The sequence below is a fragment of the Agromyces mariniharenae genome, from assembly GCF_008122505.1.
GTDB classification, from domain to species: domain Bacteria; phylum Actinomycetota; class Actinomycetes; order Actinomycetales; family Microbacteriaceae; genus Agromyces; species Agromyces mariniharenae.
In genome coordinates, this window is the sequence record NZ_VSSB01000002.1 from 533902 (window position 1) to 550716 (window position 16815).

The window sequence follows — 16815 nt, forward strand, 5'->3', positions numbered from 1 at the left end:
ACGCCGCGGGTGCGCTTCCGGTCGAGCATAGGTAATATGTCACGTATCACTGAGAGGAGCCGGGCATGCGCGTCGTCGTGATCGGTGCGGGCGCCATCGGCGCGTCCTGCGCGCTCGCGCTCGCCGAGGCCGGCGCCGAGGTCGTCGTCGCCGACCGCGCGGGCGTGGCGGCGGAGACCTCGAGTCGCTGCGAGGGCAACATCCTCGTGTCCGACAAGGCGCCCGGCGCCGAGGCCGACCTGGCGATCGCCGCTCGCGAGGCCTGGCGCGACCTCGCCGCCCGGCTCGACGCCGACCGCGCGCCGGGGCAGCCCGCCACCGAGTTCGAGGCGAAGGGCGGCGTGGTCGTCGCCTTCGCGGGCGGCACCACCGCACTCGAGGCGTTCGCCGCGTCGCAGCGCGCGATCGGCATCCGCGCCGACGCGGTGTCCTCCGAGGACCTCGGTCGCCTCGAGCCCCACCTGAGCCCCGAGGTCGCGAGCGGCATCCACTACCCCGAGGACGCCCAGGTGCAGCCGAGCCTCGCCACCCAGGCGATGCTCGCCAGGGCGCGCCGCCTCGGCGCCGAGTTCCGCATCACCGAGGTCACGGGTCCCGTGCACGACGGCGATCGCCTGGCCGGCGTGGTCACGCCCGAGGGCGCGATCCTCGGCGACGCGGTCGTGAACTGCGCGGGCCCGTGGGCCGGCCGCGTCGCGGACCTGCTCGGCGCACGCCTCGACATCCGACCCCGGCGGGGCGCCATCCTGGTCACCACTCCCATGCCGCAGCGGGTGTTCCACAAGGTGTACGACGCCGACTACGTCGGTGCGGTCGGATCGAGCGACGCCGCGCTCCAGACCTCGACCGTCGTGGAGTCGACGCCGGCCGGCACCGTGCTGATCGGCTCGAGCCGCGAGCGCGTGGGCTTCTCGACGGCCCACACGCTCGCGCCGCTCGCCGAGATCGCGGCGAAGGCGACGCGGCTCTTCCCGTTCCTCGCCGACACGATGCTGCTGCGCAGCTACGTCGGCTTCCGGCCGTACACGCCCGACCACCTGCCGGCCATCGGCGCCGACGGCCGCGTGGGCGGGCTGTTCCACGCGGCCGGCCACGAGGGCGCCGGCATCGGCCTCGCCCCGACGACCGGCCAGCTCGTCGCGCACGCCGTGCTCGGCACGCCCGCACCGCTCGACCCCGCACCGTTCCTGCCCACCCGGGCGAGCCTCGAGGAGGCCGCGTGACCATCCGCATCGCGGTCGACGGCACCGAGCTCGAGGGGCGCGACGGCCAGACCATCGCCGGCGTGCTGATCGGCGCGGGCCGGCGCAGCTGGCGCTCGGCGGCCGGCGCGGAGCGCGGCGTCTTCTGCGGCATCGGCGTCTGCCAGGACTGCCTCGTCACCGTCAACGGCGTCGAGGGCGTCCGAGCCTGCCAGCGCACCGCCAGAGACGGCGACGTGATCGAGCGGGAGGCGCGATGAGCCGGCGCGTCGTCATCCTCGGTGCGGGCCCCGCGGGCCTCGCCGCCGCACAGGCCGCGATCGCGCACGGTGCGGACGTCACCGTGCTCGACGAGGGGGAGCGTCCTGGCGGCCAGTTCTGGCGCCACCACGATGCACTCACCGATCCGCGCATGCAGCACCAGTGGCCGCGCTTCGAGCGACTCCGAGGAGCCCTCGACCGGGCCGAGGTACACGCACAGGCGAGCGTCTGGCACGTCGAGACCGACGGAGGCCTGCGCATGCACGCGCTCGTCGGCCCCGCCGACGCGGCCGGCCGCACGGCCCTCACGGTCGAGGCCGATGCGCTCGTCCTCGCCACGGGTGCGCACGACCGTGCCCTGCCCGTGCCCGGGTGGACCCTCCCCGGCGTGATCACCGCCGGCGCCGCGCAGGCGCTCGCGAAGCGCGACGGCGTCGCCCCCGGGCGTCGGACCGTCGTCGCGGGCGCCGGGCCGTTCCTGCTGCCGGTCGCCGCGAGCATCGGCCTCGCCGGCGGCAGCGTCGCCGAGGTCGTCGAGGCCGTGGGCGTCGGCGCGATCGCGCGCGGCTGGGGCCGCAGCCCGTGGCGACTCGCGGGTGCGGCAGGCAAGGCGGGCGAGCTCACGGAGTACCTCGGCGACCTGATCCGCCACCGGACGCCCTACCGTTTCGGCAGCGCTGTCACGCGCATCCACGGGGTCGGTACGGTCGAGGGAGCGACCATCCAGCGCGTCGACGCCGACTGGCGTCCGATCCCGGGAACCGAGCGCGTCGTCGAATGCGACTCGGTCGCCCTCGGCCACGGCTTCACCCCCCGCCTCGAGGCGGCGATCCAGGCCGGATGCGCGATCTCGCCCGACCGGTTCGTCGAGGTCGACGGGCGACAGGCCACCTCGGTGCCCGGCGTCTTCGCGGCGGGCGAGGTCACCGGCATCGCCGGCGCCGACGCGGCCCTCGCCGAGGGCGCGGTCGCCGGATTCCTCGCCGCCGGCGGCGAGCTCGGCGACCCGCGACTGCGCCGTGTCGTCGACGCGCGGCGTCGGATGCACGCCTTCGCGGAACGACTCGCCACCCACGCCATCCGATCGGGATGGACGGCCTGGCTCGACGACGACACGATCGTCTGCCGCTGCGAGTCCGTCACGCGTGCGCGCATCGCCGAGTACGCCGACGCCTCGAGCCGTGGCGTGCGCCTCGCGACCCGTGCCGGCCTCGGCGCGTGCCAGGGTCGCACCTGCGGCCGCAGCGTCGAGGCGCTCGTCGCGGCATCCGTCGACTACGACCAGCGGCCGGTGCTCTCCTCGATCCGCATCGGGGAGCTCGCCGGCCTCCACCACACCCCAGACCGAATCAAGCACCAGGAGCAGGAATGACCGAGCAGAACATGGACCTCGGCGGCGTCGTCGTCGCCACCGCCCTCGCCTTCAAGGAGGACCCGTCGGCCCCGGCCGGCCTCGCCGTCGACTACGACCGGTTCGCCGAGCACGTCGACTTCCTCATGTCGAACGGATGCCGCGGCGTCGGCCCGAACGGATCGCTCGGCGAGTACTCGTCCCTCACCGACGAGGAGCGACGGAAGGTGATCCAGGTCGCCGTCGAGGCGGTCGACGGGCGCGGCATCGTCATCGCCGGCGCGCACGGCGTCGGCAGCCACCAGGCGCGCAAATGGGCGGAGCTCGCTCGCGAGGACGGCGCCGACGGCGTGCTGCTGCTACCGCCGACCATGTACCGGGCCAACGAGGGCGAGGTCATCGCGCACTTCGAGGAGGTCGCCAAGGTCGGCCTGCCGATCATGGCCTACAACAACCCGTTCGACACGAAGGTCGACCTCGTGCCCTCGATGGTCGCGAAGCTCGCCGAGATCCCCGAGGTCGTGGCCATCAAGGAGTTCTCGGGCGACGTGCGTCGCGTCTACGAGATCAAGGAGCTGTGCGACATCGACATCATCGCCGGTGCCGACGACGTGCTCTTCGAGCTCATGGTGAACGGCGCGGTCGGCTGGTTCGCCGGCTACCCGAACGCGTTCCCCCGCGAGGCGGTCGAGCTCTACGACCTCTGCGCCGACGGCAAGTGGCACGAGGCGAAGGCGCTCTACGAGCAGCTCGTCGCGGTGTTCCGCTGGGACTCGCGCACCGAGTTCGTGCAGGCCATCAAGCTCTCGATGGACATCTGCGGCAACTCGTACGGCGGCCCGACGCGTCCGCCGCGCGGCCCGCTCTCGGCGGAGCAGCGCGCGCAGGTGACCGCCGACACCGAGCGCGCGCTCGCGGCACTCGCGGCGGCCCGCTGATGCGCACCCGTCGGGTCGTCTCGGCCGTCGACTCGCACACCGAGGGCATGCCGACCCGCGTCGTCACGGGCGGCGTCGGACGGATCCCCGGCTCGACGATGAACGAGCGGCGGCTGTGGGCGATCGAGCACCTCGACGGCCTGCGCGGGTTCCTCATGAACGAGCCGCGCGGCCACGCCGCCATGTCGGGCGCGCTGCTGCAGCCGCCCGCGCGCGACGACGCCGACTGGGGCGTGGTGTTCGTCGAGGCGAGCGGCTTCCTGCCGATGTGCGGGCACGGCACGATCGGCGTGGCCACGGTGCTCGTCGAGACGGGCATGGTCGAGGTGACCGAGCCGGTCACCGAGATCCGGCTCGACGTGCCCGCCGGCCTCGTCGTCGCGCGCGTCGAGGTCGAAGGCGGTCGCGCGAAGCGCGTCACGATCGAGAACGTGCCGAGCTTCGTCGAGCGCATCGACGAGACGATCGAGGTGCCGGGCTACGGCGAGGTGCCGTACTCGATCGCGTTCGGGGGCAACTTCTACGCGCTCGTCGACCTCGACGACGTCGGGCTGCCGTTCGACCGGGAGCGACAGGACGACATCCTGCGGGCCGGACTCGCGATCATGGACGCGATCAACGAGCAGAAGCCGCCGAAGCATCCCGAGCTCTCGGGGGCCGATCACGTGCACCACGTCGAGTTCATCGCGCCGGGTTCCGATGCGGTCCGCTCGCGGCACGCGATGGCGATCCATCCCGGATGGTTCGACCGCTCGCCGTGCGGCACCGGCACGAGCGCGCGCATGGCCGAGCTCCATGCTCGCGGCGAGCTCGCGCTCGAGACCGACTTCGTGAACGAGTCGTTCATCGGCAGCGAGTTCACCGGTCGCCTGCTGCGCGAGACCGAGGTCGGTGGCGTGCCCGCGGTCGTGCCGACCATCTCGGGCCGTGCCTGGGTCACCGGCATGGGCCAGTACCTCCTCGACGAGGACGACCCCTTCCCCGAGGGCTTCGTCTTCTGACCGACCACCCACGCCGACCCCAGGAGCATCGATGGACACCGACCGGATCGCCGCGGACGCGGCGCGCGCTGCACGACCCTTCGCCGAGACCGAACCCCGCGCACGGGCGCAGGCGCTCGTCGCCGTGGCCGACGCGCTCGACGCCGCCTCCGACGAGCTCATCGCCATCGCGACGCGTGAGACCGGGCTGGCCCAGGGCCGGCTGGTGGGGGAGGTGCGCCGCACCACCAACCAGCTGCGACTCTTCGCCGAGGTCATCGTCGACGGCGCCTACCTCGACGCCCGCATCGACGCCGCCGACCCCGACTACGTGATCGGACCGCGGCCCGACGTGCGCCGCGTGCTCGAGCCCGTCGGGCCGGTGCTCAACTTCGCCGCGTCGAACTTCCCGTTCGCGTTCTCCGTCGCGGGCGGCGATTCGGCGGCCGCCCTCGCCGCGGGGTGCCCGGTCGTCGTGAAGGCGCACTCCGGCCATCCCGAGCTCTCCCGCCGCACGGCGGAGGTCGTCACGGCGGCCCTCGCCGCGGCGGGCATGCCCGACGGCGTCTTCCAGCTCGTCGAGGGCCAGGAGCGCGGCGTCGCGCTCCTGCGCGACGACCGCATCCGCGCAGGGGCGTTCACCGGCTCGACGCACGTGGGACGCCTGCTCGCGGACATCGCGGCGTCGCGCCCGCGCCCCATCCCGTTCTACGGCGAGCTCGGCAGCGTGAACCCCGTGTACGCGACCACGGGCGCGGTGGCCGCCGACCCCGGGCTGCTGCAGGGCTTCCTCGGCTCGGTCTCCGGCTCGGCCGGGCAGCTCTGCACGAAGCCCGGCTTCCTGTTCGTCCCGGCCGACGCCGAGCTCGAACCGGTGGCGGATGCCGCGGCGGCCGTGCCCGAGCATCGCCTGCTCAATCCCGGCATCGGCCGAGCCTTCGAGGAGCGCCGCAGCGCGGTCCTCGGGGCTCCGGGAGTGACCGTCCTCGCCGAGGGAGCGGTCCGGGTCGACGAGGCCGACCAGCGCTTCGCGACGCCCACCGTCGTCGAGGTGGACGTGGACACGCTGCTCGCGCACCGCGACGAGCTGCTCGAGGAGTCCTTCGGGCCCTTGTCGATCCTCGTGCGCTACGACGATGCCGACGTGCTGCCGGAACTGCACCGCGAGCTGTTCCCGGGCAACCTCACCTCGACCGTGCACGCGAACGACCTCGAGCTCGCCGACGGTCGGCTCGCGGACTTGGTCGACGCGCTGGCCGAGACGAGCGGGCGCGTGCTGTTCGGCGGTTGGCCGACGGGCGTGTCGGTGACGAGCGCCATGCAGCACGGCGGCCCGTTCCCGGCGACGACGACGGATGCCACGAGCGTCGGCACCGCGGCCATCACCCGATTCCTGCGCGGCGTCGCCTACCAGGGCGCGCCGCAGTCGCTGCTCCCGCCGCCCCTGCGCGACGACAATCCGTGGGGCGTGCCGCAGCGCCGCAGCGACGCCGGCCGCTCCGCCGGGTGGGGGAGCCTCGCGGGCGAGTACTGAGCGGACGGATGCCGCGTGGTGCTCCGGGCGACGACCGGGGCACCACGCACTCACCGCAGCGAGAAGCCGTCGGCGAGCGGGTCGCCCTCGTCGAGCTCGAACTCGCAGCGACCGACCCGGTACGCCTGGCCCGTCACCTCGGGGATCACGCCGACTGCGGTGCGCTCGGCGACGCGTGCGAGGAAGCGGGTCCCGATGATCGAGTCGTGCGTGAGGACCTCGCCCTCGCCGAGCACGGCGGTGTGCGCGAGCAGTGCGACGCGCGCCGCGGTGCCCGATCCGCAGGGGCTGCGGTCGACCTCGCCATCGGCGAAGACGGTCACGTTGCGCTGCCACGGTCCGGACTCGGTGCGACCCAGGTCGTCGACCCAGATCGTGCCGTAGACGCCCGACAGGCGTTCGTCGTCGACCTGCGCTGCCGGGTGCTCGTCCAACGCCCACTTGATCTCGCGTCCGAGCCGGATGAGCTCGCTCGTGTGCTCGGGCGCGACCGACAGGCCGACGGCAGCGGCCGGCAGGGTCGCGTACACGGCGCCGCCGAAGACGAGGTCCACGTCGACCTCGCCTCGGCTCGTCTCCAGGCGGATGCCGCGCTCGAGCACGCGCGACTCGACGTTGCGGAACACGACGCCGGTCGTGCGACCGCCCTCGCGCTGCACCCGTGCCTGCACGCGGCCGCTGGGGACGTCGATCGTCACGACGGCCTCGCCGTCGTCGGGCGCCGAGACGCGGCCGGTGCGCACCGCCCACGCGCCGAGCGCGATGGTGCCGTGCCCGCAGGCGGTCGAGAAGCCGTCCTTGTGCCAGAACAGCACGCCGAACTCGGCTCCGTCGTCGTCGGGCGGGGTCAGGAACCCGCCGTACATGTCGTCGTGCCCGCGGGGTTCCAGGCAGAGGAATCGGCGCACCGCATCGGCCTCGCCCGTCATCGCGTGCACGCGCCGCTCGGCGACGGTCGCCCCCTCGGTCGCGACGCCGTCGACGATGCGGAACGGCTCGCCCGCGGTGTGCCAGTCCTCGGTGCTCCAGCGCATCAGTCCGTCCCTCCGGCGCCCCCGGCGCCCGTCTCGAGTGCGAGCCTCGCCACCACGAGGTCCTGCCACCCCATGCCGCAGGTCTTGAACACGCGCGGCCGATCGAAGCGCACGGGGACGCGGCCGTCGAGGATGCGCGCCATCGGCACGACGGCGTCCGCGGAGAGGTGCCCCTCGGCGACCGCCATGATGACGTCGCCCGCCTCCGCACGGGCGATCCGCTCGGTCTCGACGATGACCTGGGCGCGCGCGAGCAGGGCGCCCGGGAGCTCCCGCCGGTCGGGCTCGTGGGAGCCGACGGCGACGATCGCGGCGCGGTCGGCGACGAGGTCGGCGGAGAAGAGCGGCTCGGCCGCCGTGGTGGCGCACACGACGAGGTCGGCGTCGGCGACGTCGGCCGCAGTGCCCACGTCGATCTCCGCCATGGGGGCGTAGGCGCGGGCGGCCTCGACGGCGCGCCCGGCCTTCGCGCGGTCACGGCCGACGAAGCGCACGCGACGCAGTCCGCGGATGGCGGCGATCGCCTCCACGTGGCGGACGCCCTGCGGGCCCGTGCCGAACACGACGAGCGACGAGGCGTCGGGCGTCGCGGCGACGTCGAGCACCGCCGCCGAGACCGCGGGCGTGCGCAGGCTCGTGAGCGCCGTGCCGTCGACGAGCGCGATCGGGGCCAGCGTGTCGCCGTCGAGCACGACGTAGACCGCCTGGATGCGCTCGAGGCCGCGCGCGGGATTGCCGGGGGCGACGGTCGCGAGCTTCTGGCCGGCGAGGCCGTCGATCGCGGAGGGCATGAGCAGCAGCTGGCCGTTCGGCACGTCGACGATGGCGCGCGCCGGATCGTGATCGGGATCGAAGCCGTCGCGTACCAGCTGCCGGATGGCGCGGATGGCGGCGCGCATCGTGACGCGGCGCCTGAGGGTGTCGCCGTCGATGAGCTGGATGGAGTCGAGCACGCCGGACATGAGTGCAGTCTAGGGAGTAATGTGTAATATGTCACGTAGCACCCGTGCTCCTGATCATGGACCGGTCGACGCAGGCGTGACCATCGACGTCCGGCGGATTGGCGGGGCATCCGCGAATCTGCAAGAATGGTCAGTCGAGTTCTGTACCGCCCGACCCTCTATCCGGCGCGCAGAGCCTCATCAGAGCTTCCGCCGAGTGTGCACCCCACGCTCACGGCTGTCAGTTCGCCCACCTCACAACATTTCAGGAGAATTGTGGCTGTCAAGATCCGCCTCAAGCGCCTCGGCAAGATCCGGGCGCCGTACTACCGCATCGTCGTCGCCGACTCGCGCACCAAGCGCGACGGTCGTGTGATCGAGGAGATCGGCAAGTACCACCCCACCGAGAACCCCTCGTTCATCGAGGTCGACTCGGACCGCGCCCAGTACTGGCTCTCCGTCGGCGCCCAGCCGACCGAGCAGGTCACCGCGATCCTCAAGCTCACGGGCGACTGGGGCAAGTTCAAGGGCGACAAGGACGCGAAGTCCACCGTCCAGGTCGCCGAGGCCAAGGCCGCGTTCGTCGCCGACGAGTCGAAGAAGCCGGTCCTCAAGCCCAAGGCCGAGAAGCCCGCGAAGGCCGAGGAGGCCCCCGCCGAGGCTGCCGACGCCGACGAGACCACGACGGACGAGGCGTAGGCCTTGCTCCAGTCCGCGCTCGAACACCTCGTCAAGGGGATCGTCGATCATCCTGACGACGTGAAGGTCGTCACCGCGTCGAGCGCACGCGGCGAGGTCCTCGAGGTTCACGTGAACCCCGAGGACCTCGGTCGCGTGATCGGCCGCGCCGGGCGCACGGCGAAGGCGCTGCGCACCCTGGTGACCGCGCTCGCCGACGGTCGCCGCGTGCGGGTCGACGTCGTCGACACCGACGACTGACGTGGCGCGCGCACCTCGCACGCAGCTCAGGGTCGGCCGTCTCACCAAGGCCCACGGCCTCAAGGGCGCCATCAAGCTCGAGCTCTACACCGACGACCCCGAGCGCCGCTTCGTGCCGGGCGCGGAGTTCTCGCTGCAGGTGCCCGAGTCGTCGCCGTGGCACGGCAAGCACCTCACGCTCCGCGAGCTCCGCTGGTACAACGGCCACCCGGTCGGCTTCTTCGAGGGCGTCGACGACCGCACCGCGGCCGAGGGCCTCGTGAAGGCCATCCTCTGGGTCGAGCACGTCGACGACGAGGCGCCCGAGGACGACGCCTGGTACGACCACCAGCTCGTGGGTCTCGCCGTCATGCGCGACGGCGTCAAGGTCGGCGAGGTCGTGCACGTCGACCACCTTCCCGCCCAAGACCTGCTCATCGTGAAGGCCCACGGCCGCGAGGTCATGGTGCCGTTCGTGTCGGCCATCGTGCCCGAGGTCGACATCGCCGCAGGCACGCTCACCGTGACGCCGCCCGCCGGGCTGTTCGAGGAGCTCCCGGAGGAGCCCGAGGCGCCCGCCGAGGGGGAGGGCGAGACGTCCGACGCCGAGGCGAGCGCACCTGACGCGTCGGCCGCCGACGGCGACGCCGAGGCATCCGACCGCGCCGACGACCCCGCCGAGTAGGGTCGGCCCATGCGGATCGACATCGTCACGATCTTCCCGTCGTTCTTCGACGTGCTCGACCTGTCGCTGCTCGGCAAGGCGCGGCAGTCGGGGCTGATCGACGTCCGCACGCACGACCTCCGCGAGCACACGCACGACCGGCACCGCACGGTCGACGACACGCCGTACGGCGGCGGTGCGGGCATGGTCATGAAGCCCGAGCCGTGGGGCGAGGCGCTCGACGAGATCGTGGGCGACGGGGCATCCGATGCGCTGCTCGTCGTACCATCGCCCGCCGGCGAGCCGTTCACGCAGGCGACCGCACGCGAGCTCGCCGCCGAGGCGCACCTCGTGTTCGCATGCGGCCGCTACGAGGGGATCGACCAGCGCGTCGTCGACCACTACGGCGAGCGGATGCGCGTGCGCCTCATCAGCCTCGGCGACTACGTGCTGAACGGCGGCGAGGTGGCCGTCATGGCCATGATCGAGGCGGCGGGCCGGCTCGTGCCCGGCGTCGTCGGCAATCCCGAGAGCCTCGTCGAGGAGTCGCACGAGGACGGGCTGCTCGAGTACCCGAGCTACACCAAGCCCGCGTCGTGGCGCGGACTCGAGGTGCCGCCCGTGCTGCTCTCGGGCAACCACGGCGCGATCGCCGCGTGGCGGCACGAGCAGCAGGTCGAGCGCACCCGGCGCGTGCGGCCCGAGCTGCTCGACGACTGACACCACACGGTCGCGATCGGATGCCGCGTCGGCGCGCCTGCGCCCCGCCGGCCCGCCCGACGCGCAGCCGCCCAGCGCGGCCGTGAGGCAGTCTTCACGTCCCGGAAACACGCGGGCCCCGCCTGCGAAACACGCCGTGCATAGCGTCGAAACCGGCGGCGAGACCGGATTCCGCCGGGAAGCGCGGGGCGGGACATGGTCGGGACGAGCGGTGCGGACGTGCCGGCGGACATACCCGGCATCCACCCCCTCCGGCTCGTCGCGGTCACGCACGGCGCCCCCTCGGCGGAGAACCGCGAGGCCGTGATCCGGCTCGTCGACGCCGTCGCCTCCGAGCGGCCCGAGCTCGACGTGTCGATCAGCTTCGTGGATGCCGCGAACCGCGACGTCGCGGCATCCCTCGCGGCCGCCGCCGAGCCCGACGCGGTCATCGTGCCGCTCGTGCTCTCCGCCGGCTTCCACGTGCGCACCGGCTTGTCGCTCGGCCTCGACCGCCTCGGCGGCGGCGCACAGCTCGCCGACGAGCTCGGGCCCGACGACCGCATCGTCGCCGTGCTCGCGCGACGCCTCCGCGACCTGGGGCTCGACGAGGAGGACACGGTCGTGCTCGCGGCCGCCGGGTCCAACGACCCGCGCGCGGTGCGCGAGTGCTTCGAGACCGCGCGGCGGCTGGCCCAGCGCCTCGGCCGACCCGTGACGGTCGGGTTCATCGCCGCAGCGATCCCGCGGCTGCCCGACGCGATCGAGATGATCCGCGAGGTGCACCCGGGCACGCGCGTCGTCGTCGGCGCCTACCTGCTCGCGCCGGGCACGTTCTACGACGCGGCTGCGGGTGCCGGGGGAGACCTCATCGCCGAGCCGCTGCTGCTGCCCGACCGCCCCGCCCCGCACGAGCTCGTCGAGCTCGTGCTCGAGCGCTACGCAGCGGTCGACGCGAACGACTGGGAGCCCGTCTGAGGGACTGAGCGGTCGCGCTCTCGGCCGCTCGAGGCACTGCCGATACCGCTGGCACAGTCGGTCACGCCGTGAGGCTCGGCGTCCCGTCCGCCTCCGCGACGCGCCCGAGCACGTCGGCGATCCGGGTCTTGCACCCGCCGCAGCCCGTGCCCGCGCGGGTGTCGCGGCCGACGCACTCCACGGTCGTGTTGCCGCACGCGGCCGACTCCTCGATGCGGCCCACGGTGACGCCGTTGCACCAGCACACGGTCGTCGCGGGCGCGAACGCGTCGGCGTCCTCGCTCGGGTCGTAGTCGGGCCCGTCGAAGCGCAGGAGCAGCGAGCGGTCGGCCGGGAGCTCGCCGCGGCGCTCGAACAGCAGCGTGAGCTCGGCGGCCGTGCGCGGCATCCCGACGCTCACGAATCCAGTGAGGGCGCCGTCCTCGGTGACCATCTTCACGTAGCGCAGGTGCTCGGGATCGGCCCACTGCGAGACGCGGCGGCGCGGGTGCAGCGCGTCGTCGTCCCACGGGTCGGCCGAGATGTCGCCGACCGCGACGACGTCGATGTGCTCGGCCTTGAGCATGACGATCGGGTCGCGCTCGGCGGGCACGGCGCCGGTGGCGCCGCCTGCGCCGTCGCCGGCGCGTCCCGCGGCCTCGGTCGCGAACGCCTCGGCGAGCCATGCGGCCTGGCGCCATCCCGGGCCGATGAGCCCCGACGGCGCGCCGGGGAGCACGCGCTGCCCGGCGAGCTCCTCGGTGCGCTCGACGACTTGGGCGCAGTCCCCGATCGCGTACACGTCGGGGTCGCTCCACGACTGCAGTCGCGGACTCACGACGATGCCGACGGCGGTGCGCAGGCCCGCGAGCGTCGCGAGCTCGTTGCGCGGGCTCACGCCGCACGAGAGCACGAGCAGGTCGCCGCGGAGCTGCTTGCCGTCGGCCGTCACGAGCATGTCGAACCGGCGCCGGCCCTCGTCGTCGGTGCGGAACGCCACCGCCTCGGCGCGGCTGTGCGCGATGACCGTGATGCCCGTGCGGCGCAGCGCGGCCCGAAGCACCTGCCCGCCGCCCCGGTCGAGGTTGCGCGGCATCGGGTGCGGCCCGTGGTGCACGACGCACACCTGCGCACCCGCGTGGGCCGCCGCGAGGGCGAGCTCGAGGCCGAGCACGCCGGCGCCGAGCACGATGATGCGGCGTCGCTCGCGCACGGCCTCGAGCACCCGCTCGGCGTCGGCGAGGTCGCGCAGCGCGGTGACGCCGGCGGGCAGGTCGTCGTCACGGGCCACGAGCTGCCTCGCGTACTTCCCGAGCGACGCGAGGTCGCGGCGATGGCGCTCGACCCCGTCGAGCGTCGGGACGTTCGCTCGCGATCCGGTGGCGAGGACGAGCCGGTCGTAGGCGAGCTCCTCGCCCGTGCTGAGCCGCACGAGGTGCGCGGCCCGGTCGATCGCGGTCGCGGCGACCCCGAGCAGCACGCGGGCGCCGGCCTCCTCGGCCGCCTCGCGGTCGCCGACGAGCATGGCGTCGAGGTCGGTGTTGCCGACCGCGTACTCGGCGACGAGCACGCGATTGTAGGCCTCGACGTCCTCACCGGCCACGACCGTGAGCTCGACGGCGCCGCTGCGCACCGACGGCAGCAGCTCCTCCACGAAGCGGGCGCCGACCGGCCCGTAGCCGACGAGGACGATCCTGAGCGCGCTCATGCGTGGACCTCGGCTTCCGTGCGGCGAGCGGCGCTCGCGGGGCTCGTGATGCGCGTGACGCGCACGACGTTGGTCTTGAACTCGGGCATCGCCGAGACCGGGTCCACCGCGTCGGAGGTGAGCAGGTTCGCGGCCTGCGCGTCGCCGTAGTGGAACGGGAGGAACACCGCGTCGGGCCGGATGTCGGTCGTGAGCCGTGCCCGCACGTGCACCGCGCCGCGGTGGTTCGCGACCTCGAGGTCGTCCCCGTCGGCGATGCCGAGCCGATCGGCGGTGGCCGGATGCAGCGAGGCGAGGGCCTCGGGCTGGGCGTCGAGCAGCTCGGGCACCCGCCGGGTCTGCGCGCCGCTCTGGTAGTGCTCGAGCAGCCGCCCGGTGACGAGGGTCACCTCGTCGTCGCCCGGCCGCGGGCGCGCCGACTCGCGCACCGACACGGCCACGAGGCGGGCGAGCCCGTCGGGGTGCGCGAACCGCTCGGCGAAGAGGCGAGGGGTCCCGGCGCTGCCGCGCGGGTATGGCCAGTACGCGGCGTCGCCGCGGTCGAGCATCGCGTAGTCGATGCCCGAGTAGTCGGCGATGCCGCCCTCGGATGCGAGGCGCAGCTCCTCGAAGACCCGCTCGGGGTCGGTGTCGAACGCGGCGACGCAGTCGAGGCGCCCTGCGAGCTCCGCGAGGATCCAGAGCTCGTCGCGCACGCCCGTGGGCGGCGTGATCGCCCGGCGGCGACGGATGACCCGTCCCTCCAGGTTCGTCATCGTGCCCTCCTCCTCGGCCCACTGCGTGATCGGCAGCACGACGTCGGCGAGGGCCGCGGTCTCGGAGAGGAAGAAGTCGCACACCACGAGCAGGTCGAGCCGCTCGAGGCCGGCGCGGACGGCGTCGACGTTCGGCGACGACACCACGAGGTTCGATCCGTGCACCATGAGCGCGCGCACGCCGCCCGACTGCCCGAGCAGCTGCAGCAGCTCGACCGCGGGGACGCCTGGTCCGGGGATGTCGTCGGGGTCGACGCCCCAGACTCGGGCGACATGCGCGCGGGCCTCGGGGTCGACGATCTTGCGGTAGCCGGGCAGCTGGTCGCACTTCTGGCCGTGCTCGCGGCCGCCCTGGCCGTTGCCCTGACCGGTCAGGGTGCCGTAGCCGCTGCCGGGGCGTCCCGGCAGGCCGAGCAGCAGCGCCAGGTTGATCGCGGCCGTCGCGGTGTCGGTGCCGTCGACGTGCTGCTCGACGCCCCGGCCGGTGAGGATGTAGGTGCCGGCTCCCGAGGCGAGCCGTCGCGCGAGCCGGCGCAGCGTGAGCGCCGCCACGCCCGTGACCGACTGCACGCGCTCGGGCCACCACGACGCCACGCTGCGGCGGAGGCGGTCGAAGCCGACCGTGCGCGCACCGATGTAGGCCTCGTCGACGAGCCGCTCGGCGATCACGACGTGGATGAGGCCGAGCAGCAGCGCCAGGTCGGTGCCGGGCGCCGGCTGCACGTGCATTCCCTTCCCCTCGTCGGTGAGCCGCGCGGTCGCGGTGCGGCGCGGGTCCACGACGACCAGGCCGCCGGCCGCCTGGGCGCCCGCGAGGTGCCCGATGAACGGCGGCATCGTCTCGGCCACGTTCGTGCCGAGCAGCAGGATCGTGGACGCCCCGTCGAGGTCCTCGAGCGGGAACGGCAGTCCGCGATCGACGCCGAACGCGCGATTGCCGGCCGCCGCGGCCGACGACATGCAGTACCGACCGTTGTAGTCGATCCGGCTCGTGCCGAGCGCGAGCCGGGCGAACTTGCCGAGCAGGTAGGCCTTCTCGTTCGTGAGGCCGCCGCCGCCGAACACGCCGACGGCGTCTGCGCCGTGCGCCGAGCGGATGCCGCGCAGCCGCGTCGCGACGAGGTCGAGCGCCTCGTCCCAGCTGGCCTCGTGCAACGCGCCGTCGGCGCCCCGCAGGAGCGGGGCGCCGAGGCGAGCGGGTGCGCGGAGCAGTTCCGCCGAGGTCCAGCCCTTCTTGCACAGGCCGCCCCGGTTCGTCGGGAAGTCGCGGCCGGCGACCGTCACGGGCGGGGTCGCGGCATCCGCTGCGGCATCCGTCGGGGTGAGGGTCATCGCGCACTGCAGGGCGCAGTACGGGCAGTGCGAGTCGGCGGGGCGGGTCATGCGGCCTCGATTCAGATCTTGTGCGCGCCCATGCGGCCCGACCGCACGTAGACGACGTAGGTGAGCACGAGGAGCACGGCGTAGCCGACCACGAACCCGAGGAAGGCGCCGGCGTAGCCCCCCGTGGCCTGGAACGACAGGTTCAGCGCCTGCGGGATGAGGAAGCCGCCGTACGCGCCGATCGCGGAGATGAGGCCGAGGGCCGCCGCCGCCTTGCGCTGGGTGGACACGTCGCCGGTGCCGCCACCGCGGACTGCGAAGACCACTGGCACCATGCGGTAGGTCGAGCCGTTGCCGATGCCCGCCGCCGCGAAGAGCAGGAGGAACAGGCCCAGGAAGAGCCAGAAGTTGCCGAGCGGCAGCGTGAGCAGCACGCCGACCGTGATGGTGCCCATCGCCGCGAAGGCGAGCATCGTGATGCGGGCGCCGCCGAACCGGTCGGAGAGCCGGCCGCCGTAGGGGCGGGCGAGCGACCCGACGAGCGCGCCGAGGAACGCGAGCGAGACCGCCGTGCCCCCGACCGCGATGGTCGAGAACTCGGGGAACTGGTCGGCGATGAGCTTCGGGAACACGCTCGCGAAGCCGATGAAGGAGCCGAACGTGCCGATGTAGAGCAGCGAGAGCAGCCAGAGGTGCGGCTCCTTGAGCGCAGCGGCCGAGCCCGCGAGGTCGGCCTTCGCGTTCGAGAGGTTGTCCATGTACCGGGCGGCGCCGAACATCGCGACGAGGATGAACGGGATCCAGATCCAGCCGGCGACCGGAAGGTTGAGGGTCGCGGCCGCGCCGACGGTGATCACGATGGGCACGACGAACTGCGCGACGGATGCCCCGAGGTTGCCGCCTGCGGCGTTGAGGCCGAGCGCCCAGCCCTTCTCGCGCTGCGGGTAGAAGTAGGTGATGTTCGACATCGAGCTGGCGAAGTTGCCGCCGCCGAATCCGGCCAGGGCCGCGGCCGCGAGCAGCACGCCGAACGGCGTCTCGGGGTTCGACACGCACAGGGCGAGGGCGATGGTCGGCAGGAGCAGGAGCGCGGCCGAGATGATCGTCCAGTTGCGGCCGCCGAACTTCGGCACGAGGAACGAGTAGGGGATGCGCAGCGTCGCCCCGACGAGGCTCGGGATCGAGATGAGCCAGAAGATCTCGCCGGTGCCGAGGTCGAACCCGGCCGCCGGGAGGGTCACGGCGACGATGCTCCAGAGCTGCCAGACGACGAAGCCGAGGAACTCGGCGAAGATCGACCAGTTCAGGTTGCGTCGCGCGATCGCGCGGCCCTGGGAGGACCACTGCGCGGTGTCCTCGGGGTTCCAGTTGTCGATCCAGCGGCCCGGCCGGGTGGCGAGGGCGGGCGCGGTGGACTCGGGGGCCTGCGTCGGTGCGCCGTGCGGGGGAGCGGCGCTCAGGGTCTCGGTCATCGGTGCCTCCGGGGGGTGTCGTCACGTGGTGGAACTCGTGCAGCCGACGCTATGGGCGACGTGTTTCCTCGGATCGGT

At 73.4% G+C, this 16815-nt stretch carries 16 protein-coding genes; 11 read left to right on the forward strand and 5 right to left on the reverse strand.

All coding sequences use genetic code 11. The features are described 5' to 3' along the window. Nucleotides 1–65: 65 nt before the first annotated feature. Genes FYC51_RS15755 through FYC51_RS15780 form a run of 6 tightly spaced genes read left to right on the forward strand, consistent with a single transcriptional unit; the run spans nucleotide 66 to nucleotide 6266 of the window. Nucleotides 66–1223 (forward strand): NAD(P)/FAD-dependent oxidoreductase, encoded by a 1158-nt coding sequence (locus FYC51_RS15755; protein ID WP_148734729.1) that lies wholly within the window; start codon nucleotides 66–68, stop codon nucleotides 1221–1223. Next, nucleotides 1220–1462 (forward strand): (2Fe-2S)-binding protein, encoded by a 243-nt coding sequence (locus tag FYC51_RS15760; RefSeq protein ID WP_148734730.1) that lies wholly within the window; start codon nucleotides 1220–1222, stop codon nucleotides 1460–1462. Before FYC51_RS15755 ends, FYC51_RS15760 begins: the two co-directional genes overlap by 4 nt. Then, the gene (locus FYC51_RS15765) at nucleotides 1459–2835 is read left to right on the forward strand and encodes an FAD-dependent oxidoreductase (protein ID WP_148734731.1); all 1377 of its coding nucleotides are present in this window, start codon (nucleotides 1459–1461) and stop codon (nucleotides 2833–2835) included. Before FYC51_RS15760 ends, FYC51_RS15765 begins: the two co-directional genes overlap by 4 nt. Further along, nucleotides 2832–3752: a dihydrodipicolinate synthase family protein gene (locus tag FYC51_RS15770; RefSeq protein WP_148734732.1), complete on the forward strand. Its 921-nt coding sequence runs from the start codon at nucleotides 2832–2834 to the stop codon at nucleotides 3750–3752. The genes FYC51_RS15765 and FYC51_RS15770 overlap by 4 nt, the downstream gene beginning before the upstream one ends. Continuing rightward, nucleotides 3752–4753 carry a proline racemase family protein gene (locus tag FYC51_RS15775; protein ID WP_148734733.1) on the forward strand — a complete coding sequence of 334 codons (1002 nt, stop codon included), beginning with the start codon at nucleotides 3752–3754 and terminating at the stop codon, nucleotides 4751–4753. The genes FYC51_RS15770 and FYC51_RS15775 overlap by 1 nt, the downstream gene beginning before the upstream one ends. 31 nt (nucleotides 4754–4784) lie before the next feature. After that, nucleotides 4785–6266, forward strand: coding sequence for an aldehyde dehydrogenase (NADP(+)) (locus tag FYC51_RS15780; RefSeq protein ID WP_148734734.1), 1482 nt, complete (start codon nucleotides 4785–4787; stop codon nucleotides 6264–6266). 50 nt (nucleotides 6267–6316) lie between these two features. Here FYC51_RS15780 and FYC51_RS15785 read toward each other — a convergent pair whose 3' ends face one another. Then, a complete protein-coding gene (locus tag FYC51_RS15785; RefSeq protein ID WP_148734735.1) occupies nucleotides 6317–7300 on the reverse strand; it encodes a proline racemase family protein in 984 nt (327 codons plus the stop codon). Further along, the gene (locus FYC51_RS15790) at nucleotides 7300–8262 is read right to left on the reverse strand and encodes an ornithine cyclodeaminase family protein (RefSeq protein WP_148734736.1); all 963 of its coding nucleotides are present in this window, start codon (nucleotides 8260–8262) and stop codon (nucleotides 7300–7302) included. Before FYC51_RS15790 ends, FYC51_RS15785 begins: the two co-directional genes overlap by 1 nt. Nucleotides 8263–8517: 255 nt before the next feature. Here FYC51_RS15790 and rpsP point away from each other — a divergent pair, with 255 nt between their 5' ends. From rpsP to FYC51_RS15815, 5 genes are all read left to right on the forward strand, one after another. Continuing rightward, nucleotides 8518–8940 carry a 30S ribosomal protein S16 gene (rpsP, locus tag FYC51_RS15795; RefSeq protein WP_148734737.1) on the forward strand — a complete coding sequence of 141 codons (423 nt, stop codon included), beginning with the start codon at nucleotides 8518–8520 and terminating at the stop codon, nucleotides 8938–8940. A gap of 3 nt (nucleotides 8941–8943) precedes the next feature. After that, on the forward strand, nucleotides 8944–9180 hold the full coding sequence (locus tag FYC51_RS15800) for an RNA-binding protein (RefSeq protein WP_148734738.1): 237 nt from the start codon (nucleotides 8944–8946) through the stop codon (nucleotides 9178–9180). Between the two features lies 1 nt (nucleotide 9181). Further along, on the forward strand, nucleotides 9182–9844 hold the full coding sequence (gene rimM / locus FYC51_RS15805) for a ribosome maturation factor RimM (protein WP_148734739.1): 663 nt from the start codon (nucleotides 9182–9184) through the stop codon (nucleotides 9842–9844). A gap of 9 nt (nucleotides 9845–9853) precedes the next feature. Continuing rightward, the gene (gene trmD, locus FYC51_RS15810; RefSeq protein ID WP_148734740.1) at nucleotides 9854–10543 is read left to right on the forward strand and encodes a tRNA (guanosine(37)-N1)-methyltransferase TrmD; all 690 of its coding nucleotides are present in this window, start codon (nucleotides 9854–9856) and stop codon (nucleotides 10541–10543) included. Nucleotides 10544–10738: 195 nt separating this feature from the next. Beyond that, complete coding sequence (locus tag FYC51_RS15815; protein ID WP_148734741.1) at nucleotides 10739–11500, forward strand: sirohydrochlorin chelatase; 762 nt, start codon at nucleotides 10739–10741, stop codon at nucleotides 11498–11500. A gap of 61 nt (nucleotides 11501–11561) precedes the next feature. Here the strand turns inward: FYC51_RS15815 and FYC51_RS15820 are convergent, their stop codons facing one another. Genes FYC51_RS15820 through FYC51_RS15830 form a run of 3 tightly spaced genes read right to left on the reverse strand, consistent with a single transcriptional unit; the run spans nucleotide 11562 to nucleotide 16737 of the window. Beyond that, the gene (locus tag FYC51_RS15820; RefSeq protein ID WP_148734742.1) at nucleotides 11562–13187 is read right to left on the reverse strand and encodes an FAD-dependent oxidoreductase; all 1626 of its coding nucleotides are present in this window, start codon (nucleotides 13185–13187) and stop codon (nucleotides 11562–11564) included. After that, on the reverse strand, nucleotides 13184–15325 hold the full coding sequence (locus FYC51_RS15825) for a molybdopterin oxidoreductase family protein (RefSeq protein ID WP_148734743.1): 2142 nt from the start codon (nucleotides 15323–15325) through the stop codon (nucleotides 13184–13186). The genes FYC51_RS15820 and FYC51_RS15825 overlap by 4 nt, the downstream gene beginning before the upstream one ends. An 11-nt stretch (nucleotides 15326–15336) precedes the next feature. Continuing rightward, nucleotides 15337–16737 carry an MFS transporter gene (locus tag FYC51_RS15830; RefSeq protein WP_148734744.1) on the reverse strand — a complete coding sequence of 467 codons (1401 nt, stop codon included), beginning with the start codon at nucleotides 16735–16737 and terminating at the stop codon, nucleotides 15337–15339. Between the last annotated feature and the right edge of the window lie 78 nt (nucleotides 16738–16815).

Excerpts from the sequence above, each read along its gene's own strand:
- FYC51_RS15755 (WP_148734729.1), top strand. The coding sequence starts at position 66 with ATGCGCGTCGTCGTGATCGGTGCGGGCGCCATCGGCGCGTCCTGCGCG.
- FYC51_RS15765 (WP_148734731.1), top strand. The coding sequence starts at position 1,459 with ATGAGCCGGCGCGTCGTCATCCTCGGTGCGGGCCCCGCGGGCCTCGCC.
- FYC51_RS15770 (WP_148734732.1), top strand. The coding sequence starts at position 2,832 with ATGACCGAGCAGAACATGGACCTCGGCGGCGTCGTCGTCGCCACCGCC.
- FYC51_RS15775 (WP_148734733.1), top strand. The coding sequence starts at position 3,752 with ATGCGCACCCGTCGGGTCGTCTCGGCCGTCGACTCGCACACCGAGGGC.
- FYC51_RS15780 (WP_148734734.1), top strand. The coding sequence starts at position 4,785 with ATGGACACCGACCGGATCGCCGCGGACGCGGCGCGCGCTGCACGACCC.
- FYC51_RS15785 (WP_148734735.1), bottom strand. The coding sequence starts at position 7,300 with ATGCGCTGGAGCACCGAGGACTGGCACACCGCGGGCGAGCCGTTCCGC.
- FYC51_RS15790 (WP_148734736.1), bottom strand. The coding sequence starts at position 8,262 with ATGTCCGGCGTGCTCGACTCCATCCAGCTCATCGACGGCGACACCCTC.
- trmD (WP_148734740.1), top strand. The coding sequence starts at position 9,854 with ATGCGGATCGACATCGTCACGATCTTCCCGTCGTTCTTCGACGTGCTC.
- FYC51_RS15815 (WP_148734741.1), top strand. The coding sequence starts at position 10,739 with ATGGTCGGGACGAGCGGTGCGGACGTGCCGGCGGACATACCCGGCATC.
- FYC51_RS15820 (WP_148734742.1), bottom strand. The coding sequence starts at position 13,187 with ATGAGCGCGCTCAGGATCGTCCTCGTCGGCTACGGGCCGGTCGGCGCC.
- FYC51_RS15825 (WP_148734743.1), bottom strand. The coding sequence starts at position 15,325 with ATGACCCGCCCCGCCGACTCGCACTGCCCGTACTGCGCCCTGCAGTGC.
- FYC51_RS15830 (WP_148734744.1), bottom strand. The coding sequence starts at position 16,737 with ATGACCGAGACCCTGAGCGCCGCTCCCCCGCACGGCGCACCGACGCAG.